The organism is Thermoanaerobacter sp. RKWS2, from assembly GCF_026240795.1.
In the GTDB taxonomy this organism is placed as follows: Bacteria; Bacillota; Thermoanaerobacteria; order Thermoanaerobacterales; family Thermoanaerobacteraceae; genus Thermoanaerobacter; species Thermoanaerobacter ethanolicus.
In genome coordinates, this window is the sequence record NZ_CP110888.1 from 1551893 (window position 1) to 1575716 (window position 23824).

General features: G+C 34.7%; 25 protein-coding genes and 5 pseudogenes. 3 read left to right on the top strand and 27 right to left on the bottom strand.

The window, feature by feature from the left end:
* Positions 1-12 precede the first annotated feature (12 nt).
* From OEI98_RS08215 to OEI98_RS08250, 8 genes are all read right to left on the bottom strand, one after another.
* Positions 13-468 carry a Holliday junction resolvase RecU gene (locus OEI98_RS08215; protein WP_074592056.1) on the bottom strand — a complete coding sequence of 152 codons (456 nt, stop codon included), beginning with the start codon at positions 466-468 and terminating at the stop codon, positions 13-15.
* 17 nt (positions 469-485) lie between these two features.
* Positions 486-2303 carry a hypothetical protein gene (locus OEI98_RS08220; RefSeq protein WP_266037050.1) on the bottom strand — a complete coding sequence of 606 codons (1818 nt, stop codon included), beginning with the start codon at positions 2301-2303 and terminating at the stop codon, positions 486-488.
* Between the two features lie 31 nt (positions 2304-2334).
* A complete protein-coding gene (locus OEI98_RS08225) occupies positions 2335-2811 on the bottom strand; it encodes a hypothetical protein (RefSeq protein ID WP_266037052.1) in 477 nt (158 codons plus the stop codon).
* A gap of 210 nt (positions 2812-3021) precedes the next feature.
* On the bottom strand, positions 3022-3630 hold the full coding sequence (locus tag OEI98_RS08230; RefSeq protein WP_266037054.1) for a metal-dependent hydrolase: 609 nt from the start codon (positions 3628-3630) through the stop codon (positions 3022-3024).
* A gap of 25 nt (positions 3631-3655) precedes the next feature.
* Complete coding sequence (locus tag OEI98_RS08235; protein WP_074592061.1) at positions 3656-3874, bottom strand: helix-turn-helix domain-containing protein; 219 nt, start codon at positions 3872-3874, stop codon at positions 3656-3658.
* A 249-nt stretch (positions 3875-4123) separates the two neighbouring features.
* Complete coding sequence (locus OEI98_RS08240) at positions 4124-4612, bottom strand: hypothetical protein (RefSeq protein ID WP_266037057.1); 489 nt, start codon at positions 4610-4612, stop codon at positions 4124-4126.
* 29 nt (positions 4613-4641) lie between these two features.
* Entirely contained in the window at positions 4642-4815 is a 174-nt protein-coding gene (locus tag OEI98_RS08245) for a helix-turn-helix transcriptional regulator (protein ID WP_266037059.1), read from the bottom strand.
* Positions 4816-4979: 164 nt separating this feature from the next.
* The gene (locus OEI98_RS08250) at positions 4980-5201 is read right to left on the bottom strand and encodes a helix-turn-helix domain-containing protein (RefSeq protein ID WP_266037061.1); all 222 of its coding nucleotides are present in this window, start codon (positions 5199-5201) and stop codon (positions 4980-4982) included.
* A 249-nt stretch (positions 5202-5450) separates the two neighbouring features.
* Between OEI98_RS08250 and OEI98_RS08255 the strand changes: the two genes are divergently transcribed.
* Together OEI98_RS08255 and OEI98_RS08260 are read left to right on the top strand one after the other, a co-directional pair.
* Positions 5451-5915 carry a helix-turn-helix domain-containing protein gene (locus OEI98_RS08255; RefSeq protein WP_266037063.1) on the top strand — a complete coding sequence of 155 codons (465 nt, stop codon included), beginning with the start codon at positions 5451-5453 and terminating at the stop codon, positions 5913-5915.
* Positions 5916-5977: 62 nt separating this feature from the next.
* On the top strand, positions 5978-6439 hold the full coding sequence (locus OEI98_RS08260; RefSeq protein WP_266037065.1) for an ImmA/IrrE family metallo-endopeptidase: 462 nt from the start codon (positions 5978-5980) through the stop codon (positions 6437-6439).
* A gap of 26 nt (positions 6440-6465) precedes the next feature.
* Here the strand turns inward: OEI98_RS08260 and OEI98_RS08265 are convergent, their stop codons facing one another.
* The gene (locus OEI98_RS08265) at positions 6466-6606 is read right to left on the bottom strand and encodes a hypothetical protein (protein ID WP_266037067.1); all 141 of its coding nucleotides are present in this window, start codon (positions 6604-6606) and stop codon (positions 6466-6468) included.
* A gap of 132 nt (positions 6607-6738) precedes the next feature.
* Between OEI98_RS08265 and OEI98_RS08270 the strand changes: the two genes are divergently transcribed.
* Complete coding sequence (locus OEI98_RS08270; RefSeq protein WP_266037069.1) at positions 6739-8337, top strand: recombinase family protein; 1599 nt, start codon at positions 6739-6741, stop codon at positions 8335-8337.
* Here OEI98_RS08270 and OEI98_RS08275 read toward each other — a convergent pair.
* The 18 genes and pseudogenes from OEI98_RS08275 to fabG form a co-directional block, all read right to left on the bottom strand.
* A pseudogene (locus tag OEI98_RS08275) lies at positions 8327-9373 on the bottom strand (YifB family Mg chelatase-like AAA ATPase); the annotation flags it as partial. The gene OEI98_RS08270 and the pseudogene OEI98_RS08275 overlap by 11 nt on opposite strands.
* Positions 9374-9384: 11 nt before the next feature.
* Positions 9385-10218: a ribosome biogenesis GTPase YlqF gene (ylqF, locus tag OEI98_RS08280; RefSeq protein ID WP_003869185.1), complete on the bottom strand. Its 834-nt coding sequence runs from the start codon at positions 10216-10218 to the stop codon at positions 9385-9387.
* Positions 10219-10262: 44 nt separating this feature from the next.
* Complete coding sequence (gene rplS / locus OEI98_RS08285) at positions 10263-10607, bottom strand: 50S ribosomal protein L19 (protein WP_003866683.1); 345 nt, start codon at positions 10605-10607, stop codon at positions 10263-10265.
* A gap of 22 nt (positions 10608-10629) precedes the next feature.
* Complete coding sequence (trmD, locus tag OEI98_RS08290) at positions 10630-11355, bottom strand: tRNA (guanosine(37)-N1)-methyltransferase TrmD (RefSeq protein ID WP_003869186.1); 726 nt, start codon at positions 11353-11355, stop codon at positions 10630-10632.
* Positions 11355-11858, bottom strand: coding sequence for a ribosome maturation factor RimM (gene rimM, locus OEI98_RS08295; protein ID WP_003866681.1), 504 nt, complete (start codon positions 11856-11858; stop codon positions 11355-11357). Before rimM ends, trmD begins: the two co-directional genes overlap by 1 nt.
* 8 nt (positions 11859-11866) lie before the next feature.
* Positions 11867-12094: a KH domain-containing protein gene (locus OEI98_RS08300; RefSeq protein ID WP_003866680.1), complete on the bottom strand. Its 228-nt coding sequence runs from the start codon at positions 12092-12094 to the stop codon at positions 11867-11869.
* A 25-nt stretch (positions 12095-12119) separates the two neighbouring features.
* Positions 12120-12380 carry a 30S ribosomal protein S16 gene (rpsP, locus tag OEI98_RS08305; protein ID WP_003866679.1) on the bottom strand — a complete coding sequence of 87 codons (261 nt, stop codon included), beginning with the start codon at positions 12378-12380 and terminating at the stop codon, positions 12120-12122.
* Positions 12381-12417: 37 nt separating this feature from the next.
* Positions 12418-13758, bottom strand: coding sequence for a signal recognition particle protein (gene ffh / locus OEI98_RS08310; protein ID WP_003869187.1), 1341 nt, complete (start codon positions 13756-13758; stop codon positions 12418-12420).
* Between the two features lie 13 nt (positions 13759-13771).
* Positions 13772-14125 (bottom strand): putative DNA-binding protein, encoded by a 354-nt coding sequence (locus OEI98_RS08315; RefSeq protein WP_004396175.1) that lies wholly within the window; start codon positions 14123-14125, stop codon positions 13772-13774.
* Between the two features lie 99 nt (positions 14126-14224).
* A pseudogene (ftsY, locus tag OEI98_RS08320) lies at positions 14225-15179 on the bottom strand (signal recognition particle-docking protein FtsY).
* A pseudogene (gene smc, locus OEI98_RS15310) lies at positions 15172-18758 on the bottom strand (chromosome segregation protein SMC). Before smc ends, ftsY begins: the two co-directional pseudogenes overlap by 8 nt.
* Before the next feature lie 340 nt (positions 18759-19098).
* Positions 19099-19331 (bottom strand): annotated as a pseudogene (locus OEI98_RS08345) (hypothetical protein).
* Between the two features lie 49 nt (positions 19332-19380).
* On the bottom strand, positions 19381-19641 hold the full coding sequence (locus tag OEI98_RS08350; protein WP_003869192.1) for a stage V sporulation protein S: 261 nt from the start codon (positions 19639-19641) through the stop codon (positions 19381-19383).
* Between the two features lie 104 nt (positions 19642-19745).
* Positions 19746-20796: pseudogene (locus OEI98_RS08355) on the bottom strand (elongator complex protein 3).
* Positions 20797-20803: 7 nt separating this feature from the next.
* Complete coding sequence (gene rnc, locus OEI98_RS08360; RefSeq protein ID WP_003869194.1) at positions 20804-21544, bottom strand: ribonuclease III; 741 nt, start codon at positions 21542-21544, stop codon at positions 20804-20806.
* A complete protein-coding gene (gene fabF, locus OEI98_RS08365) occupies positions 21516-22745 on the bottom strand; it encodes a beta-ketoacyl-ACP synthase II (protein ID WP_004396170.1) in 1230 nt (409 codons plus the stop codon). The genes rnc and fabF overlap by 29 nt, the downstream gene beginning before the upstream one ends.
* A 65-nt stretch (positions 22746-22810) precedes the next feature.
* Entirely contained in the window at positions 22811-23038 is a 228-nt protein-coding gene (gene acpP, locus OEI98_RS08370) for an acyl carrier protein (protein ID WP_003866668.1), read from the bottom strand.
* 42 nt (positions 23039-23080) lie between these two features.
* Positions 23081-23824 (bottom strand): 3-oxoacyl-[acyl-carrier-protein] reductase, encoded by a 744-nt coding sequence (fabG, locus tag OEI98_RS08375; RefSeq protein ID WP_003869196.1) that lies wholly within the window; start codon positions 23822-23824, stop codon positions 23081-23083.

Genomic DNA, 23824 nt, shown 5'->3' on the forward strand with positions numbered 1-23824 from the left:
ACACTCCTTTTGTTATTGATTTCCTGTAAGTTGAAAAACAAAATTTTGGACATTCAGGTTGACTTTCTGCCCTATTTTTTGGGCATCTCTGCTGGTTATGCTTTTTTTGTTGAACTGTACAAAGTCTTTGTACTGCACCAGATAAATTGCGTTGTGCTTCCAAAAAGCAAAAATCAAAAAAGCTTTTCCTCCTGCTTTTTCAAAATCCTGGAGAAAAGCCTTCTCTTTCTCCGAAAAGTGAGATTCTGTAAGCTGTATTCTATCTGAAGCTGTCTCCTTGCATTCCAGTGCAATGGGAACTCCTTTTACAACACCAAGGAAATCAACCGGAGCACCTTTTTTAGGGAAAACTCTGCCATTGTAGTTGACCCACAAAACGTTTTGTTTTAAGAGAATTCCCTGTCCGGACAATCTCAGCTGCACTGCAAGGTTTTCTATTAACTCTTCTAATGCGCCACCCTTTTGCATTTGGGCTCGCTCCCGTTTCAGTAAACATCATCTTCTTCGTCTCTGCCCCAGAGCTGGAAAATATCCGGAATGTCCGGATTATCTGTACTGCTGTACAAATCATCGTCTTCTTCGTCATCCTCAGGGAACTTCAAAAATCCGTCCTCGTCATATAAGCCGCTGTAGTCAAACAACGGCGATTTAAAATCAACTTCGTCTATGCTTTTACCTTCTAGGTTTGCAAGCGCTTTCCTTGCTGCATATTCCATTGTGTCTTCATAACGTTCTGGCACTAAATAGCGCCAGTCACCTGTTTCTGCAAACTTCTGCATTTTTTCTACAGGGGACATTTCTTTGAGATAGTTTTTCATAACTGTACGCCTGTCCATAAACTGTTCCAGCCCCTTTGTTATGAAATTCTTAAACGAATACACATATGTCCACCAGAACCGTTCAGGATGCTTAAGGACATACGCATAATTATCAATTGCCTGTTTGATCTGCTCTTCACTGTAAACTTCCAGTACTTTCACGGCTTCATTAAGGGCTTGCCGTGTAAGGCTCTCGTGTGGTATAATACCTTTGGAGAGCCAGTACTGGAATATGTTTTGTGCTTTGACTTTTAGTTCGTCTTTGTGCTGTGACTTAGTGCTGCGTCTTGTGGAGGCTTTGCGGCCTCCCTCTTTTTTTGCGTCTTTTGCTGCAGTTCCAGTACGGCTCTCCTCCTCCGATGAAGAAGTATTAGCTTGAGTATTATTTTGACTTTTGAGTAAATTATTTACATCGCCGGGGCTGGACGTCTCTTTTTCTTGGTTTTCCTCGTCAGTAACTAGGAAGATGCGGATCCTGGGTTTGTCCACATCATCTTTCTTGCAGTGATATAGTTCAAACTGTTTGTTTTCATTAGCAGTTTTTGCTCCGTAGGAATTATTACTAGTGGTGGTGCTGTTTGTGTTAGTTTTTTCAAAAGCTGTGTGCGCATTTATGCGCACAGTACCATCTGCGGAATCGTAAGATTCTGCAGATGGTACCATCACGGTGTTTTTCCCCTCCTTTTTCCCCCTATAACCCCCTTTTTTCTCCCCTATACTATCTCTAATACTATAAACACTATCTATAGGAGTAGCTTTATTATTTAAATTAACTAGAGGGTAGGTATTTGTAGTAGTCTCTGTAGTAGTCTCTGTAGTAGTCTCTGTAGTAGTCTCTGTAGTAGTCTCTGTAGTAGTCTCTGTATTTGTCATACGTTCTATCGTATGACCTCCTACGTTAGAACGTAGGACCTCATGCGTTTTATCGTATGACCTCATACGTTCTATCGTATGAGGTATTACGTTATAATGTATGAGGTCATACGTTATATCGTATGAGGAGGTATCTTCTGTTGCAAGAGTTTCGTCTTCGGTCTGTACGTAATCAGATGCTGTATCATAATCATAAGTTATTTTTTCTATTTCTTCTGGTATCGGTTCTAAAAAGAGCACATTGCCTATTTTGGTGCCGTCTGGATTTTCTATTGTCCTGAGTTCAGTTCTTATTAGTTTTTTGTCTCTTAAAAACTTTAAAGCATCTTGAACTTGTCTTTTTGTCAATCCAAACTGGTCAGCAAAGCTCTGCAGGCTTCGCTGCAGCATATCGCCTTTAAATTTCTTTCTTATTCCAATTACTTTGCCAGTAGCTTCGTCCCTTATCTCAATTGGTCTATACCAGTAAACAATCTCGCTTAAGATAATTACGGCGTTTAAGTTAACTTTATTATTGGGATAACGGAGATGTTTATACCATGTTGCAGGAATTATGTTTCCTTGGAAGTTAATTTTACCTATTTTTTCTACTACTGGAGTTATATCCCTCATCTTTTATCTCTCCTTTTTTTAATTTTATTTTTTAAAAGGCATCTTCGTTATCTTCTTCTGAAACAAGCTCTGATATATCGTATTTGTATCCATCCAGCGTATATCCGATTTCATGTAGCTTCTTTGCTATGTAAACTAAATTAACTCTGTACTGCAGGGTTTTATCCCATTTGTATATCGGATTCTGTCTTTCTTGCAAGAAACCTTTCTCAACAAGGTTTTGTACTTTTCGACGAATTGTTTTTTCGGAATCAGTTAGCATAGTTTCATTTTTTAATTCACTTATTTTTTTGCTAATCCATCCGTTTGTTAAAGAAGAATTTTGATTTATTTCATTTAACTTTGTACGTTCTTTTTCTTCCACAATAAATCTGTCAAAATCTTCAACTTTTTCCGACCAACGCAAGAATTGATCTAGAATAATTGCTTCAATTAAATCACCTGTAAGGGCTACAAGTTCTTCTTTTACAATTACACGTTTTAATTCCTGCATATCTTTGACCCCCATAAAAGATTTTTCATTATTTAAAAGTAAGAATTCCCTTAAAAAATAAAAAAAGGCAGCCAGCCGGCTGCAAAAATAAAAATAGGAGGGGAAAATCTTAAAAGGGGGAATGCCTTGTCCGCAGAAGGACGAATACACAGGCCCAAGGGGGAACGAACAGCCCGTGCAGTGCGCCCTCCCTCAATAAAAAAGGGTGTTCACTAGGCGAACACCCTAAGGTAATGTTCTGAAATGATGAGGAAATATTTTAAAAAGTATGTGCATCCCTGCAAGACTTTGATAAAGCATAACAAAAAACAAAAGGCCTGCTGCAAGCTCTATGGTTCTGTCTATTATCGAGCCTGTATTTATTAAATGAAGTCCGAAACGCTTTCGGGCGGGATACAGCAGCTCAATACCTGTATTTGTCATCAAGTCTGCTGCAAGGTGTAGACCATAACCAATTACAGCAGGTATAAGCAGTATTTTGGCTGACAATGCAAGTATTAGTGTAAATGTTATGAAGCCCAGCAGTGAATGAGTGAAGCTTCTGTGTTCGGCAAAGTATCCAAAACTTATGTAAATCGCAAATAAAACTGCTGTAAGCAGCGAAAAGTATTTGTAATGCCACAAAAAATAATCTGCTGCAAAGAGCAGTAGAAAGCCTAACGGTAAGCATGGAACAATGTCTATTCTGTGCCTTATTATACTGTGCTCTTCATCTATATCCGGAATTAATGAGCTTACTCCTGCTACAACGAGGCTTGCAGGCAGTGTTTGTGGATTTGTTATTATTGCTGTTGTTGCTGCAAGGCCAATGGCAAGATGTGTGCGCCCCAACATTTTGGTCGGCTCCTATCATTTATTCTTATTTTACTTTTTGTTTTATCTTTTTGCGCATATGTTCATTTGCAAAGTCTTTACCCTGCAGCCATTCTTCGATTGCTGAAGCAGGTACCAAGATTTTCCCGTTTTTCGCTGTTCTATTATGAGGCATTTTATTTCTTTTAATCCACTCATATACGGTATATCTATTAATTTGGAGAATTTCAGCTATTTCCTTTACGCTATAAGCAATTTTATCCATTTTTTTACTTTCCTCCTTTTGTTGTATATTTGTAGAGAAGTACCGCTTTATTGTAAAAATTTGATCTCTGATAAATTCGCTTTTAAGTCATTTTTGCAGATTGACACGCGATAATCTTTTAGTTGAAAAAGATAAAAGTGTTCATATTCTTTAATCAGTACCGCTTCTCCGCTGTATAATTTAATGCCATCAAAAGTTTTTATGTAAGCTCTTTTTCTCACTCTTATTTCCCTTCCTTCTTTTTTGAAGTTATTTTTCTCTGATTATTTCCTTTTCAACTTCGCTTGTTTGTTTTTCTTCTTCGATTTTATTTTTTAATTCATCTAATAGCGTAAAATATGTATGCGCTTTGTAGTATTTTTTTAAATCTGCTGGTTTTCTCCCGAATTTTTCTGTAAACACAAAGCAATCTTTTTGTTTGTCATATTCATATGCGCTTTTACAGCTTTCAAATATAATTCTTTCGGAGATTTTTCGCCTTTTGACTGTTAAATTAACTTCTATTTGATGCAGTCTATTCATTTGTGCTTCTTCTGACATTTCTCGTATTTTTTCTATTTCTTTGTAACGTTCATCTTTTGAAAGAATATCATAGACTTGATGTAATGGGATGTTGAAGTGAAGTGCTGTTTTTTCTTCTGTGTATGCGCATAAACTGTCTAAGCCACAAATATTAGCAAAAAAATAATCAATAACCTGAAGTTTAAAATCTTTTTCTTCTTTTCTTTTTTCTTTCATCCAGTTCTTTTTGTATTCTTCATGTTCCTTTATGTATTGTTCTTTTTTTGTACTTTTCTTCTCTCTTTTTCAGCAGCACATTCAGGGAATTTTTTTAGTGTTTTATAAACAGCCCTTTCTGTTATTCCAAGTATTTCTGCAATTTCCGGAACTTCTTTTCCTTCAAGTATGTACATTTTATAGATTTCTTCTGCTGTTTTCACTGCAGGCTGCGCAAACTCCATCTTTTTAGAGATGGAAAGTTGCGCTGTTTCCCCCTTTTTTAAAATGGTCTTTAAGGGCAGGTCTTAAGGATTGTTAAAAAAATAACGAAAGTTCATTTTTTAGTCAACAAAAAATTGCCCCTTTCAGGGCATACTTCACCTATTTAGGAGATTTTGCGGTATTCTTCCTGTTGGTTTAAACTTTCTATTAATTTGTCTATGCTAACTTCAGGAAAAGCGTTTTTTATGCCTATTATGAATTTTTTGCTAATTTTCCCTTTTTTCTTAATCCTATATAACTGGCTCCTGCTTATACCTATTTTTTGAGCCAGTTGTTGCTCGTTTAGATTGTATCTATATTTCAATTCGTTCAATATTGAAATCATTTCTCTCACCTAGGCATAAAGTTTACTTGATATTTCATACTTAATTTTACATTATAAAAATATACTTGTCAAGTACATTTATCTACTGTTAAGTTAATTTGCAAACTCTATATTACATTAATCATCCATGCTCAGCAAAGCAACAACCATAGATAAAAAAATAGATTTAAAAATCTATTTTTGCGCTAAAAAGCAAAATTTACTTGTCAAATGTGTTGCATAAATGCAACAAAATTGTTATAATTGGAAATGGAGTTGTTTAACACATTAGAGGTGATGGCTATGGAAAAGAAAAAGCATGTAGGTCAAATAATAAAAAAATTGCGCGAACAAAAAAAGATGTCTCAACGCGAGTTAAGTGCTGCAACAGGATTAAGTAACACAGCGATATCCTATATTGAAAAAGGTATTTATGATATAAAAATGTCTAATTTAGCCAAGATAGCAAGAGCTCTAGGTATAACAGTTGAAGACATTATGAAACAAGTAGAATTAGAAAATGCAGAAGAAGAAAAAGAGCAGAAATTAGAAAAGGGAGACATACAAAATGAATCAACTACAGCTGAACCTTCTGTTGAAGAGATAGAGGACTTTCTTGCAGGTCGAAAAATGCTTATGTTTAAAGGCAAGCCTTTATCTGAAGAATCTTTAAAAAGTGTTTATGCTTTCTTGCAATTTTTAGAAGAAAAATATGGTGACAAAAATAGAGATTAAACTTTTTCTATCTTGTTGCAATTCCTTATAAACAGAAAAGATAAAAAAAGGGGGGCACTAGTGTGAACATAAAAACAATCGCAGAAGAAATCTACAACATGTATCATACCAGGGAACCACGTGAGATAGTAAATTATATGGGTGGTGTTGTAGTTTATACTAACCACCTCGATAATAATATTCTTGGTTTATCAACAGTAACTAATAACAACCTGTGGATAATTGGTGTTAATTCTAAAATACACAACTCTCAGCTTGTTAGATTTGTAATTGCACATGAAATAGGTCATAAAGTGTTACATGGTCTTAGCAGTGATATATTTTTGAAGCGCAATACTCTTTTCAATTTGGGAAAACTAGAAAATCAGGCTGATGAATTTGCTTTAAATTTACTATATTCGGATGAAGATTTAAAGGATATTCTTGAATACGTTGGAAGTGAACTTTTTTGTACAGCCTTTAAGATAAATCATAGTGTTTTTGAAAAGGTTGTTAGGGAACGCTTGCTAAAAAGCGAGATATGATATATTTTAAAACAGGTGTTTACTGTTCAAGGATTAGATTTTTTAATTAATTCTATGAATTTTGGGCTAAGTATAAATTCTCTTTCCTTTTTATTATTAGGTTCATATTCAAACAGTATTTGAAGTGCAGTAACCATTTGTTTTATATCAGGTTCATACTGTGGCATATAAATTAGTTTTTTGTTTTGTTTCATATAACTCCCCTACCCCATTTGTTCTTTGATTTATTATAATCATATTTGGAGTAATGACAAGTTTTTATTAAATGCTAAAAAAAAATAATAAGGAGGGGTTTAAGAATGCGAGCAGCTGTTTATGCACGTGTAAGTAGTGAAGAGCAGGCAGAAAGGGGGACAATAGAAAATCAAGTAGAATTTGCTGTTAAGTATTGTGATCTGCATCAAATAAATATTGTAGAATGGTATAAAGACGATGGAGTTACAGGTATTCTTCCACTGGAAGAACGTCCAGAGGGTAAGAGATTATTAGAAGACGCACGAAACAAAAAATTTGATGTGGTGCTTGTTTACCGACTGGATAGACTTGGCCGTTCTGCAAGGATAATTTTAAATGCTGTACACGAACTAGAACAAAATGGAATAAAAGTCAAAAGTATGACTGAACCATTTGATACAAGTGATCCTAATGGGCGCTTTTTACTGACTGTCTTAGCCGGGGTTGCAGATTTGGAAAGGGAGACAATACTGGAAAGAATGCAGTATGGAGCTAATAGGGCTGCCCGTGCAGGGAAATGGCTTGGTGGAATCGTTCCATACGGATACCGTGTTAACGAAGAAGGATACTTAGAAATAAGTGATAATTTACTACCCGAACTAAACATGAGTGAAGCAGACGTAATTAGGCTTATTTATTATCTTATTGCAGAACAAGGTTATTCCACAATTAAAGTAGCAGATTATTTAAATGCTCTCGGTGTGCCAACAGCTTATGTTAAAGATGGCCGCCAGGTAACTCGTGGAAAAAGAAAAGTCAACACTTCAGGAGTTTGGACCCCAGGAAGAATAAGAAACATGGTTGTAAATACAACCTACAAAGGAATACATTATTACGGGAAACGTACCAAGAAGAATCGCGAACTCATTCCGAGAGAAGTACCTGCCATAGTTTCAGAAGAAATTTGGGAAAAAGCACAGCAGAAATTAAAAGAGAATCAAATAGAGGCACTAAAAAATGCAAAAAGACCGTATCTTTTACGAGGATTAATTAAATGTGGCTTATGTGGACTTACGTATCAAGGACAGTCCTATAAAGGCTCTAAAAATAAATTAAGGGCTTATTATGTCTGTGGAGGGAAGGTCGCATATAGGGGACCTTTACAGGGTAAATGTCCTTCCAAAAACGTACCGGCTGAATGGATTGAAGATATTGTATGGGGAGAATGCGTAAACTTCATAAAAAATCCAGGCGAAGCAATTAAAGAATTGTCCAGAACAATAGAAACAAAAAAAGAGCAAAAAGAAGAACTAAAGTCTGAAAAGCAAATCCTACTTAAGACACTAAAAGAAAAGCAACTTGAAAGGGAAAGCATTTTAGATCTTTACCGCAGGAAAGTTATTACTGCAGATGATGTTGAAAGGCAGTTCCAAAAAATAGAAAATGAAATGAAGGCTTTAGAAAATAGACTAAAAGAAGTAGAAGATCAAATTGCTGCAGAAGAGAATCTATTTAACAGCTTTAATACAGTTGAAGAATTGCTGGAAAATTTGAGATCTAAATTAGAAAGCAATCCTTTTTTTGAAATACGCAGGGAAATTGTTCGGACCCTTGTAAAAGAGATTGTTGTTGATACAAGGTTTGATGAAAAGAATCGTCCATTTGCGGTAATTAAAGTGAAATATAATTTCAGTGATGTTACACGCACGGTCAAGGATTCATAGCTAAAATTAAAATAAATTTACTTGGATAACTAAAGCTACCATTTACACGAGTAATTGTAACCACTTCATCTTCTAACGGCTGCCTTAAAACTTCTATTGCATCTTTTTTAAATTCAGGAATCTCATCTAAAAATAACACTCCATAGTGGGCAAGGGATACTTCCCCAGGCTTAGGATATTTTCCTCCCCCAACTAAAGCAACTGTAGAGATAGTATGATGAGGAGCTCTAAAAGGTCGAGTAGTGATAAGAGGTGTACCTTTTGGAAGCAATCCTGCTATACTGTATATCTTGGTAACTTCTAAAGCCTCTTCAAAACTTAACTGAGGAAGAATAGTAGGAAAACGCCTTGCCAACATAGTTTTACCCGCTCCAGGAGGGCCAATCATTAGCACATTGTGGCCTCCGGCAGCGGCAATCTCAAGTACCCTTTTTGCATTTTCTTGTCCTTTTACTTCAGCAAAATCTACGTCGTATTCTACATTATCAAAAAAACTATTAATATCTAAAGTAAAAGATTCTATTTCCCTATCTCCATTTAAAAATTCAACCACTTCTTTTAAATTTTTCATAGGATATACTTTTATCCCCTCAACAACTGCCGCTTCATAAGCATTTTCATAAGGAACAACAATAGAGGATATACCTTTTTCCTTTGCCCCGATTACCATTGGCAGTATACCATTTACGCCTCTTAGGCTTCCGTCCAAAGAAAGTTCACCTACAAAGGCTATATCTTCCTTTTCCTCTTTTATCTCCTCTGTGCATTTTAAAATTCCTATTGCCAAAGGCAAATCAAAAGCAGTACCTTCTTTTTTAGTATCCGCTGGTGCTAAATTTACAGTAATTTTTTTGAGGGGAAATTCAAAGCCACTGTTTTTGATAGCAGACCTTACTCTGTCTCTTGCTTCCTTAACTTCTGTATCGCCCAAGCCCACAATATCAAAAGAAGGAATTCCTGTAGATAAATCTACCTCCACCTCTACCACATAGGCATTTATCCCTAAGACTGCCATACTTTTTACTTTAGAAAGCATAAAAATCCCCCTTATGGTCTTTCCAGAGAAATCTTCCCCAGTTTTCCCTTGCGAAAATCCTCCAGCAAAATATGAGAAGTTTTTAATGTATCTACTTCTCCACCTGCAATTAAACAACCTCTTTTTCTACCTATTTCTTTTAAAAGTTCAAAATCTTCATCTACTATTTTATCAATTTTATAGCGGGACATCAAATAATTAGGATAATACTTTTTTAAGATTGCTACTAAGTTTAATGCTATTTCTTCTATGTCTAATATTTCATCTTTTATAGCTCCAGTAATTGCTAACATAATTCCTACTTTTTTATCGTCAAATTTTGGCCAGAGTATGCCAGGAGTGTCCAAAAGGTCGAAATAAGGAGTTTTTATCCAATGCAAAGCCCTTGTAACCCCCGGCTTATCGCCAGTCTTTGCCCTTTTACTGCCAATTAATTTATTAATAAAAGTAGATTTACCGACATTTGGAACACCTACAATCATTCCTCTCAGCCTTGGAATCATTCCTTTTTGCTTTTTTTTATCCAAAATATCTTGACAAACTCTCTGAGTTGCTTCATTTATCTCTTTAAGGCCAAATCCTGTAATTGAATTAACTTTTACCGCTTCTATTCCCTTTTCTTTAAAATATTCTATCCATAAATCCGTAATTACATCATCAGCCAAATCAGCTTTATTGAGAAGAATGATCCTTTTTTTATTTTTTACAATATCATCAATATCTGGGTTTCTACTGCTTTTAGGTATTCTCGCATCTACTATTTCGTATACTACATCTACTAACTTAAGGTTAGAAACTATCTCCTTTTTAGATTTTGCCATATGTCCAGGATACCACTGTATCATGTCTAATTCCTCCACATATTTAAAAAAGGGGTTTTAACCCCTTTTTACATTAATTCCTTTATCTTTGTAGCAGCTTTTCCTACTCTCTTTCTCAAATAATACAATTTTGCTCTTCTGACTTTACCTCTCCTTATAACCTCTATCTTTTCAATTCTTGGAGAGTGAAGTGGAAAAGTCCTTTCAACTCCAACGCCATAAGATACACGTCTTACAGTGAAAGTCTCTCTTAAACCTGATCCACTCTTTTTAATTACTATCCCTTCAAAAGGCTGAATTCTTTCCCTATCTCCTTCAATAACCTTATAATGTACCCTTATAGTATCTCCTACATTAAAAGGAGTTAAGTCTTTTCTCATCTGCTGACTTTCAACTGCTTTTATTAAGTCCATTATTTTTCCCTCCTTCCACCTTCTAAATGTCAAATCCTTTTTCTCTTAAAAACTTTTTATCTTCTTCAGTCAAAACAGCCTTTTTAAGCAAATCAGGCCGTTTTAAAAGAGTTATCTCTAAAGACTTTTGCCTTCGCCATTTAGCTATTTCGGCATGATTACCACTTAGTAAAATTTCTGGCACCTTCATACCTCTAAAAACTTCTGGCCTTGTATACTGTGGATATTCCAATAAATTATTAGCAAAGGATTCTTCTATAGCGCTTTGAGGGTGTGAAAGTACTCCTTCAATAAGTCTTGTTACAGCGTCAATGATAGCCATGGCGGCTATCTCTCCGCCTGTCAATATAAAATCTCCTAAAGAAATTTCTTCATCAATAACAGAATAGACTCTTTCATCTATTCCTTCATAGTGTCCACACAAAAGGGCTATTCTTTCTAATTTAGACATCTTAACCGCCATTTCCTGATTAAAAATTTTACCTTTAGGACCAAGGTAATATACAGGGATATTTCCTTGACTTTTTACAAATTCAATTGCATCAAAGAGAGGCTGAGGCATCATCACCATTCCTGGCCCGCCTCCATAAGGATAATCATCTACTCTTTTGTGTTTATCCTTTGAAAAATCTCTTATATTTATCAAATTAACTTTTATTTTTCCTTTTTCAATAGCCCTTTTCAATATACTATAGGATAAAACACTATCAAACATTTCAGGAAATAGGGTTAAAACGTCAAAAATCATCATAGCCCCTCCAGAAGGTGGACCACCATTACTTTATTGTCAACATCAACTTTTTTGACCACTTCTTTTATAGCAGGAATTAGTATTTCCCTCTCCTCAGTTTTTATTACATACACATCATTTGCACCTGTCTTAAGTACCTCTACCAATGTACCCAGAAAACTTCCTTCTTCTGTATACACCTTCATCCCCACTAAATCTTTGATGAAATATTCATTTTCTTCTAACTCCAAAGCATTTTGAGAGTCAACTTTTAAAAAGGCCCCTTTTAATTTTTCTGCATCTCCTCTAGTATCAATTCCTTTTAATTTTACACAAACTCCTTTAGATATAATCTTGACATATTCAATGTCATATTTGTGGGGCCTTTGTTGGTCATCAAAAATCCATACATACTCAAGGTCATAAAACCTTTCGGGAACATTGGTAAGAGGATATACTTTAACTTCGCCCTTAATGCCATGGGCAGAAGTAACTTTTCCTACATTATAATAATCAGCCATACCACCACCTAGATTATCTCAACAATCACACGTTTCTTTTCTTTTAAGGCAGCAGCTTTAACCAATGTGCGAATTGCTTGAGCAATCCTTCCCTGTTTCCCAATTACCTTTCCCATATCTTCGGGAGCAACTTTAAGCTCTATGATAACAGATTGCTGTCCCTCTATTTCATTGACTTCTACAGCATCAGGATTGTCAACTAACGCTTTGGCTATAGTTTTAACCAATTCTCCCATTATTACACCTCCTCACAAGAGAGGATTATTGAGATGCACTATTGCCAATTATACCTTCTTTTTTAAACAGTGACTTTACAGTATCTGAAGGTTGGGCACCAACACTAAGCCACTTTTTAGCCTTTTCAACATCTATTTTTATTTCAGCAGGCTGGGCTATAGGATTGTAATATCCTATCTCATCAATAAACCTTCCATCTCTTGGTGACCTTGAATCTGCTACTACTATCCTGTAAAAAGGTCTTTTCTTAGCCCCAAACCTTTTTAATCTTATTCTGACTGCCACTTTCTCACCTCCTTCAAAAGTTGCCCACCTTCCGATATCATCTAAAGAAAGGCAGCCTCATTTTACCTTTCTTTAGGTCTTTGTCAATATCAGCAAATTTCTTCATCATCTTTTTAGTTTCTTCAAACTGTTTTAAGAGGCTATTTACCTGTTGGATGGTGGTACCGCTGCCTTTGGCTATTCTTTTCTTTCTACTGCCATTTATAATAGAAGGGTTTTGCCTTTCTTCTTTAGTCATAGATTGAATAATGGCTTCTATCCTCTTTAAGTCTTTTTCAGAAATGTCTACATTTTTAAGCATGTTTTTGTTCATTCCAGGGATCATACTGAGAAGTTGGTCTAAAGGCCCCATATTTTTAAGACTCTGCAATTGTTCCAAGAAATCTTCCAATGTAAACTGTTTTGTTAAAAGCTTTTGACCTAACTCTTGTGCCTTTTTCTCATCAATTGCTGCTTGGGCCTTTTCAATTAAAGTCAAAACATCTCCCATTCCCAAAATACGAGAGGCCATTCTATCAGGATAAAAAGGCTCTAAATCTGTCAACTTTTCGCCTGTACCCACATATTTTATGGGTTTTTGTGTAACAGCCTTAATAGAAAGAGCTGCTCCACCCCTCGTATCTCCATCCAATTTTGTCAATATAACTCCTGTTATATCTAACCTTTCATTAAAGGAAGACGCTACATTCACTGCGTCTTGACCTGTCATCGCATCTACTACTAACAAAATTTCATCTGGTTGTACTGCTTTTTTTATATTTACAAGTTCCTCCATTAATTCTTCATCTATGTGAAGCCTACCCGCAGTATCTATGATAATTACGTCAGAGTTATGAGACCTTGCATAATCAATAGAAGCTTTTGCAATATCAACAGGGTTTACTTTGTCCCCCATTGTAAAAACTGGTACATTTACATTAGCTCCCACAACCTGTAACTGCTTTATGGCAGCCGGTCTGACGACGTCACAGGCTACTAGTAGGGGATTTTTTCCCTGCTTCTTTAACAAGTTTGCCAATTTCCCACAAGCAGTAGTCTTTCCAGAACCTTGAAGTCCAACCATCATTATAACTGCAGGAACTTTATTCCCTATATTTAACCGGCTTTGAGTAGACCCCATAAGGGCTATAAGCTCATCATTGACTATCTTTATCACCTGTTGCCCCGGGGTCAGGCTTTCCATCACTTCTTGCCCTAAAGCTTTTTCTGTAACAGAGTTTATAAAGTCTTTTACTACCTTAAAGTTGACATCCGCTTCTAAGAGGGCAACTTTTACTTCCCTCATAGCTTCTTTTATATCTTTTTCTGTGAGTTTTCCTTTTCCTCTTAACTTTTTAAAGATTTCCTGCAGCCTTTCAGATAGGCTTTCAAAAGCCATTAAAATTTACCTCCTACGGATTTAGCTCCTCTATTTCACGAGCTATCTCCTCAATAATTTTTAAAATTTCTGGGTCTCTTTCTCTTTCCCGTATTATTTCAATGCCCTTTTTTATCTTATCCAGTTTATTCATTATTTCTTGATGTCTTTTTACCAATCCTAATTTTTCCTCAAAAAACTCTAACGAGCTTTCTGCTCTTTTTAAGGTATCATAAACCCCTTGCCGCGAGATATCCAAAAGTTCGGAAATTTCTCCAAGAGAATAATCATTTAAATAATACATCTCAAAAATTTCTCTTTGCTTATCTGTAAGCAAAGCACCATAAAAATCATACAAAAGAGTCATAAATAAAAAATCATCATCCACAAAAATCCCACCCGTTAAGGTCCTAACCTTTACATTAAGATTTTATATGAAGGGCTGCTTTTTGTCAAGCTGTGTTTTTTCATTTTTTTACGATTTAATTTACTGAAAAATAGCAGAAACGAAAGATTTTGCATCAAAAGCTTGCAAATCCTCTATTCCTTCCCCAATTCCTATATATCTTATAGGTACATTTAATTCTGATTTTATAGCTACCACAATTCCACCTTTTGCCGTTCCATCTAATTTGGTAAGTACAATACCGGTTATATCAGAAACTTCTTTAAATATTTTCGCCTGTTGAAGAGCATTTTGACCAGTTGTAGCATCTAAAACTAAAAAGGTTTCTACTCTCGCTTCAGGATATTCCCTATCTATAACTTTGCGTATTTTCCTCAATTCCTCCATCAGATTCTTTTTATTATGCAGTCTACCTGCAGTATCACAAATAAGTATATCTATTCCCCTTGCTTTTGAGGCTTGAATGCCATCAAAAATAACAGAAGCTGGATCTGAGCCTTCTTGGTGCTTGATAATTGGACAGTTAACTCTCTCTGCCCATATTTCTAACTGGTCAATAGCTGCAGCTCTAAAAGTATCACCTGCTGCTAGCATAACTTTTTTGCCTTCTTTTTTGTACAAATAAGCTAATTTTCCAATTGTAGTAGTCTTTCCTACTCCATTTACCCCAACGTTCAATATCACCATAGGAGAAGTCAAGGTAAAAGGTTCTACATCCTTTTGCAAAATTTCATAAACTTCTTCAGCTAAAAGTTCTTTTATTTGAGACGCATCATAAATCTTTCTTTCTTTTGCCTTTTGACGTATTCCTTCTATAATCTTAGAAGTAGTACTAATACCTATATCAGCTAAAATTAAAATCTCTTCTAATTCTTCCAAAAGTTCTTCGTCAATTTTTCTACCTATTGTAACAATACTATCTATTTTAGAAGTCAAATTTTCTCTTGTTTTTAAAAGTCCTTCTTTAATCTTTTGAAAAAAACCTTTTTTCAGCAGTTTCGGATTCTTTTTTAGATTTGTCAAAAAAATTAAGCATGTTTTACCAAGCCTCCTATTTTGTCGTCAGTATTTAGTTTAAGGGATAACAATTTGGAAACTCCTTTTTCTTGCATTGTTACACCGTATATCGCATCTGCCACCATCATTGTCCCTTTTCTGTGGCTTACAACTATAAACTGAGTATCTCTTGACAATTCTTTCAGAAACTCAGCAAATCTCTCCACATTTGCATCATCTAATGCTGCATCTATCTCATCCAATATACAAAAAGGAGTAGGTTTTATAATTAGCATTGCAAATAAAAGGGAAATAGCAACTAATGCCTTTTCTCCTCCTGAAAGAAGAGAAAGGGTTTGCAATTTCTTTCCTGGGGGCTGTGCTTTAATTTCTATACCTGTTTCTAAAAGATTGTCTTCATCAGTAAGTATTAACTCTGCATTACCCCCTCCAAAAAGTCGCCTAAACGTCTCCTTAAATTGAATCTGTAGGATTTCAAAACCATCTTTAAATTTTGTTTTGATAATTTTATTTGCTTCTTCGATTACAGAAATCAAAGATTCCTTTGCCTTTATAATATCTTCCATCTGAGATTTTAAAAAATCATACCTTTCCTTTACCTCTTTATATTCTTCAATAGCATCTATATTCACATTACCTAATCCTTTTATAGCCTTTGCCAAATGATCTGCTCTTTGTCTTAATTTTGAAATCTCGCCTTCTTCAGCTTCTTCAAAAGCTCTGTCTAAGGTCAATTCATATTCTTCCCAAAGCCTATTTTTGATATTGTCAATCTCTATCTGGAATCTTTGCATTTCCATTTCTACCTTATGAAATTCTTCATTAATATTAGTAAATTCTTGTTGTAAAATCGAAAATTTTTCTTTACGCTTTTGTAAATCCTCTTCTTCTTGGAAAATATTATCTTCTAAAGAAGAAATATCTTTTTGAATTTTTTTACTTCTTGTTGTAATTTATATATTTCTCCTTGCAACTTTTCCCTATCTAAACTCAAATTGACCTTTAAGCTTTCTATTTCTTTAATATTCTTTTCCTTCTCTACTATATTGTTTTTTTCTCTATCAAATTCTTGCCGTTTATCTTTTAAGTTATGAAGTTCATTCTGGAGCTTTTGTTCGATTTTAGCGATTTCAATCTTCAAAGCAGTGATTTCTTTATCTAAAATTGCTAAATTTTCCTCTCCTTTATTGTTTTTTTCTTTAAAGCCATTGATCAAAGCATCCAATCGTTCTTTTTCTTTTTCTAAGCTTTCTAACTCTTTTAAAAACCGGTCAATTTCTTGTTGATAATTTCTAACATTTTCCTTTAATTCATCAATTTCTAAAGTATAATTTTCTAGTTGATTTAATAAATTTCCTATTTCTTTTTCTAATGAAATCCTCCTTTGCTCATTAGAAGTTATATTGTAGCTAATATCAAAAATTTCTTTGTTCAATAATTCTATTTGCTCCTCTTCATGAATTTTATCATTTATTTTTTGCCCAATTTCTTCCCCCAATATTTCTTGTTGATTTTTTAAACTATCAATATCTTTTTTCAGTTTAGTTATCTCTTCTTTTCTTTTAAAGATGCTTTGAAGTTTAGGTTTTAAACTGCCACCGGTTATTGCACCCCCTGGATTTATAACTTCTCCTTCTAATGTTACAATTTTATAAGCTTGATTATATTTTTTAGATAACCTCACTGCATTTTCAATGGTATCTACTATAATAACACGGCCTAACAAAAAATTAAAAATTTCTTCTAAATTATCGTTATACTTTATTAGCTTAGAAGCAACTCCAATTACGCCTTTCTCAGTCAAAATATTGCTTTCCTGTTGAGAAAGACCCCTCCCACGGATTAAATCAAGAGGCAAAAAAGTAGCTCTTCCTAAATCTTTTTGTTTTAACCTTTCAATTATTTCCGCTACTCCCTCAGAAGATTTTATAACTATATTCTGTATACTTGAGCCTAATGCTACCTCAATTGCTGTGCTATAAGTATTTTCAACCTCTAAAAGTTCCCCCACTACTCCTATTATATTTTCCTTAAAAGAAGGAATATTTTCAGAGAGTTTTAACAAGTTCCGCACAGTTCCACTATAGCCTTCGTAATTTTTATCCATCTCCTCTAAAATAGAAAGTCGTGACCTTTTTCTTTCAATTTCTTCTTTAATAACTTTTAAAGTATCTTCTCTCAAAATCAGCTCATTATCAATTTTTTGTAAAGCTTGCTGTTTAGTAATCCTTTGCTGATTCTTTTTATCCAGTTCTTTTTGTAAAATTTGTAATTCTTCAACAATTTTATTTTTTTCTTTATCCAAAATTTCTATTCGATTTTGAATTTCCTCTATATGCTTTTTTAAATTTTGCTGCCTACTTATTGCCTCTTCCTTTAGAGAATTGTTCAAAGACAATTTTCCTTTCACGTCTGCTATGCTATTTAAAATTTCAATTATATCTTCCTTAGCTTTTTCAACTTCTTCTATCTCATTCTTTTGTTTCTTTTGCAAACTTACATATTCTTCTTGAAATTGTCTTAACTTTTCTTCCAATTCTTCCTTGTTTGCATGTAAAAGGGCTACATTAGACTCTATCCTTTTAAGTTCTTCCTTTAAAACTCTTTCCCGTTTTGCAGCTTTTTCTAACTCCTCTCTGTAAAGCTCTGTGGTTTCTTCCAAATTTCTAAGCTTCTCTATTATTAATTCCCTTTTTCCTGAGACTATCTCTATCTCTCTTAAATTATTGTGATATTCCTCTTTTTTACTGCCCAATTGCTGTTTTAAGTCATGAATTTCTTTTTCTTTATATAACAAATTCTCCTCTTGATTGATTTTATGTATTTTTTACATCTAATTGATTTTTTAAGTTCTCATATTTTCCTTTTAAAGCATCGTACTGATTCATAGACCTCTTTGCTAATTGAATATATAAACTTATATCTGCTTTCCTTTTTTCCTTGTGGAGTTTTAAAAACTCTTCTGCCTTGCTTTTTTGCGTTTCCAAAGTAGTAAGCTGCTTCTCTAATTCTACAACTATATCGTTTAAACGAAGTAGATTATCATTAGCTGCTGTGAGTTTCCTTTCTGCTTCTTCTTTTTTATATCTGTACTTTGAAATACCTATTGCTTCCTCAAAAATTTGTCTTCTATCTTCTGGTCTTGCAGATAGGATCTCGTCTATTCTCCCTTGTCCTATTATTGAATAGCCTTCTTTTCCTACTCCTGTATCTAAAAAAGCTCGTATATGTCCTTAAGACGGCAAGGAGTTTTATTTATAAAAAACTCACTTTCGCCAGATCTAAAAATTTTTCTGGTAATAACTACTTCTGTATAATCAAAAGGAAGATAACCATCGGAATTATCAAGGGTGAGATTTATTTCACAAAAACCTAAAGGTTTTCTATTCTCGCTACCTGCAAAAATTACATCCTCTAACTTAGAACCTCTTAAACTTTTGATACTTTGTTCTCCCAGAACTAATCTAATAGCGTCAGAAATATTACTTTTGCCACTTCCATTTGGACCTACAATTGCTGTTACACCTTTTTCAAAATTAAGAGTTACTTTGTCTGCAAAAGACTTAAAGCCTTGAAGTTCAAGTTTCTTAAGGTACATACCACCACTCCTTATGCACCTTCCATTTTACCACATCTACATTTAAATTTCATCCTTTATTTTTCAGTATTTTTTCAGTATTATACGTGTCAAGGATAGATTGGCAATTTATTTAGCTGACATTTTGCACAGCTCGCTCCGGTAACAGAGCAGGCTAAACTAACGCTCGACTTCGGACTCCGGCGGGGTTCCTGGCCCATTCGGCCTCCTTGCCTCAGGGGCCAGCCTCCGGCGTCCTTGCCTCCGGCCCCGCCTTCGTCTCTCAGTCTCGCTAAGTTTAGCTTCTGCTCTGTCAAGTCACTTCTCTTGTGCAAAATGTCAGCTTTATTAGTCTCACCTACTACAGTTCTCCACGTACTCTTCGTATTTCTTCTACAATCTCCTCTATTTCTTCCTTATAAGAAGAAGGTGCTAATATCTCCCCCATCCTGTTACCGTTTGAAACAATCCATCATAAGCCGTATCATGATAACTTCTTATAAAATGTGGTATCCCCTTTTCTTTTAAAATGCCTTCTAACAGTTTAGCTTCTATTTCATTTTCTAACACTAAAATTTTAACGAAGCCTTCCATCAAAATCACCTCTATATAAAAATAAAACCTGCAAAAAAGCAGGTTTAGATTATCTTGGTTCTACAATAAATTTTATCGCTGTCCTCATTTCGCCGTCTATCTCAATCTCTGAAAAGGCAGGAATCGCAATTAAGTCTATGCCATTTGGCGCCACAAACCCCCTTGCTATTGCAATAGCCTTAACCGCTTGATTTACTGCACCTGCCCCAACCGCCTGAATTTCTGCTGAAGATTTTTCTCTTAAGACGGCTGCTAATGCACCTGCTACAGACTTAGGTTTAGATTTAGCTGATACTTTTAGAACCTCCACTGTAAAATAACCTCCTTCATACATTATTGTGAAAATGAATACATTTGATATATATTATATATTCGATAAAAAACCAATATTTCCTTCTTTTTTATAAAATTTTTTTAAAAATTATTTTTTATAAAATCGGTTATAGAAATACGCATGATCTTTTTATCAGTACAAACAACTATTTTGTCATTAGTCAGACTATTCAATATTTTAAATTCCGTCTTTACGTTGTATTTTTTTCTAAAAACAACTTGTTGAATTTTTTTGCCCTATAATTGTGGAAATCCGCTTTTCATTAGAAAAAATTGTAACCTTTGTGTTCCTTATATTTTTATCCTCAAATACCCTTATGAGAATGTCAAGAATAACACTTGACTCAACTAATTGTCCCATCGCAGGATGAAAAGGACCTGCTACTACATCTTTATTGTAATTAATATTTTCTGTCGTTTGAAGTCCAATCCGAATGACATCAATATTATTCTTAATAAAAATTATATACATTTTCTTTGAAATTTCAACAGCCTCTTGCAAGGTTAGAGGAAAGAATCTTCCTTCTTTATACATTCTTTCAAGATAAGTATTTTTAATCACCAAAGTAGGATAAATCCTCACAAAATCAGGTTTCAACTCCACAATCTTATAAGCGGTATTTAAAGATTTCTCTAAGTTATCTCCAGGTAGTCCTATCATTATTTGCAATCCTAATTTAAAGTCATATTGCCGAATTAGATTCACAGCTTTTACGACATCCTCACTTGTATGACCTCTTCTACTTTTTAAAAGCACTTCTTCATCCATTGACTGTACTCCAAGTTCTATTATTGAAACTTTGTATCTCTTAAGATTTTGTAAAATCTCGGTGTCTATATAATCAGGACGAGTAGACAAACGAATAGCATCTATTTTGCCATTGTCCAAATATTCTTTCGCAATTCCCAAGTAGAGATTTTGCATATCCTGTGGTATTCCCGTAAAACTGCCACCAAAAAAAGATACCTCTATTTCTGCATCCCTTGGAAGAGTTTTTAAATGGGTTTCTATAGTTTGTCTTACATATTCTTCTGTTATCTCCTGCTGTTGGCCTGTTATTGAATTTTGATTGCAAAAAACACACTTAAAAGGACAACCTAAATGGGGTATAAAAAGTGGTATTATATACATCTTTTTTTCATTTTAATATCCCCAATTTAATCAATGCTTCCATAGCCGCAGCTTGCTCAGCTTCTTTTTTACTTTTACCATAACCCTTTCCTAATATTACATCACCAATCCGCACTTGAGTTACAAAAGTTTTATTATGGTCAGGACCCATTTCCTCTATTAGCTCATAGATAATTTTCCCTATTTCCATGCTTTGAACAACTTCTTGCAGTTTTGTTTTATAGTCGCGATAAATAAGCCCTTCCAAAACTTCTTCAATGATATTTTTGAACAATTCTAAAATTACATTGCGAACGACTTCTAATCCTCCATCCAGATATACAGCAGCCAGTATCGCTTCCATAGCATCTGCAAGAATAGAATCTCTTTCTCTTCCTCCAGTCAGTTCTTCTCCTTTGCCAATGCGCAAAAAGTTGCCTAATTCTATTTCTCTTGCACACCTGGCAAGGGAGGGCTCACAAACTATTTCAGCTCTATATTTAGAAAGAGAACCTTCTTCTAAATCTTTTCTATTCTTGTACAAATACTCGCTTATTACAAGGCTTAGGACAGAATCTCCTAAAAACTCCAATCTTTCATTGCTAATCTTGCTATTTTTACCTTCGTGAGCCCATGAACTGTGAGTTAAAGCCTCTATAAGCAAATTTTTATCTTTAAAACTATAGTTTATTCTCTTTTCTAATTCAGACAAATTTTCTCTTTTCACTTCCATACCTCTTTTAAAATTTTTTAAAAAGTAATGTCCCATTATGTCCTCCAAAGCCTAAGGAATTAGAAATCGCATAATTTACTTCTTTTTCTATAGCCTCGTTAGGCACATAATTCAAATCGCACTCTGGATCAGGAGTTTCGTAATTAATAGTAGGAGGTATAATGCCATTTTTTATAGTCAAAACAGTAGCAACAGCTTCAACAGCCCCTGCTGCTCCTAACAAATGGCCTAGCATAGACTTGATAGAGCTTACATAGAGTTTATACGCATGGTCTTTAAAGACTTTCTTTATAGCCATTGTTTCAAATTTGTCGTTATATTCAGTGGAAGTTCCATGAGCATTGATATAATCTATCATGTCAAAACTTACTTTTCCGTCCTTTAAAGCTGCTTCCATTGCACGAGCAGCTCCTTCTCCTTCTGGCGCAGGAGCAGTTATGTGGTAAGCATCATCTGTAGCACCATAACCTATTATCTCTGCATAAATTTTAGCTCCTCTTTTTTGCGCATGTTCTAAAGATTCTAAAATTAAGCTTGCAGACCCTTCTCCCATTACAAAACCATCTCTATTCAAATCAAAAGGACGGGAGGCTTTTTTAGGGTCCTCATTTGTGGACATAGCTTTCATTGCACAAAAGCCTGCAAAAGACATGGGAGTTATAGCTGCTTCAGTACCACCTGTGACTATAAGTTCTGCATCTCCCCTTTGAATAGCTTTAAAAGCTTCTCCTATAGCATTAGTACTGGAAGCACAGGCATTTACTATAGTCTCGTTTATCCCTTTTAGCCCAAAAGTTATTGCAATTTGACCTGCTGCCATATTTGCTATCATCATAGGTATGAAGAAGGGACTTACTTTTCCGGGACCTTTTTCATACATAATTTTCATCTGATTTTCAAAAGTTTCAATTCCTCCTATGCCTGTACCGTAAATAACACCAAACCTGTTTAAATCAACTTTAGAAAGGTCAATTTGTGAATCCTCTAACGCCAACTTCGCGCTGGCAACAGCAAACTGGATGAACCTATCCATTCTTCTTGCTTCTTTTTTATCTATGTATAAAGTGGGTTCAAAATCTTTTACTTCTGCTGCTACCTTAGTAGGAAACTCCGACACGTCAAATTTGGTAACAGTGTCTATTCCAGACTCACCATTTATTAAAGAATTCCAAAATTTTTCTACAGTATTACCTAAAGGTGTAATGACTCCTACTCCTGTTACAACTACTCTGTTCATGAGTTAAAACCTCCAAAATAGAGTAAAATTTTATATTGCATAAAGTCCCGCAACGCGGACCTCAATTATTCAAGATTGCTTAAGTATTCTACTACATCACCTACTGTTTTAATCTTTTCAGCATCTTCATCAGGAATTTCAATATCAAACTCTTCTTCCAGAGCCATTATGAGCTCTACTATGTCCAAAGAGTCTGCTCCTAAATCATCTATAAAAGATGACTCCATCGTTATTTCCTCTGGATCAATGCCGAGTTGTTCGGCTATTATGTCCCTTACTTTTTCAAAAATCATACCTTCTTCACCTCCTCTCAAAAATTATACATTATGATAATATTACATAACCATTCCTCCGTCAACATTTATTACTTGCCCGGTAATGTAATCTGAAGCGGGACTCGCCAAAAAAGCAACTAATTCAGCTACATCCTCCGGTTTTCCAGCTCTTTTCAAAGGAATACTCTTTAACATATTTTCTTTTATTTCATCTTTTAACACACTTGTCATATCCGTTTCAATGAAGCCGGGAGCTACAGCATTTACTGTTATTCCCCGATTTGCTAACTCTTTTGCAACAGATTTAGTAAGTCCTATCACTCCTGCTTTAGAAGCAGCATAGTTAGCTTGACCTGCATTTCCCATTATTCCCACAACTGATGTAATATTTATTATTTTCCCTTTTCTCTTTTTTATCATATACTTTGATGCAAATTTTATTACATTAAATGTACCTTTTAAATTTACATCTATTACTTGGTCCCACTCGCTTTCATCCATCTTCAAAATTAAATTGTCCTTTGTAATTCCCGCATTATTTACTACAACATCTATACTACCAAATTCTTCTACAATTTTATCTATCGCTTTTTCAACCTCATCGTATTTAGAGACGTCACATTTGACAGCCATTGCCTCTACTCCATACTCTTTTGCTTCTTTTACAACCTCTTCAGCACTTTTATCACTTTTCGAATAGTTGACGACAATATTAAATCCATCCTTTGCCAAGCGTAAAGCAATAGCACGTCCTATTCCTCTTGACCCACCTGTTATAAAAGCAGTTTTTCTTTCAGTTTCCAT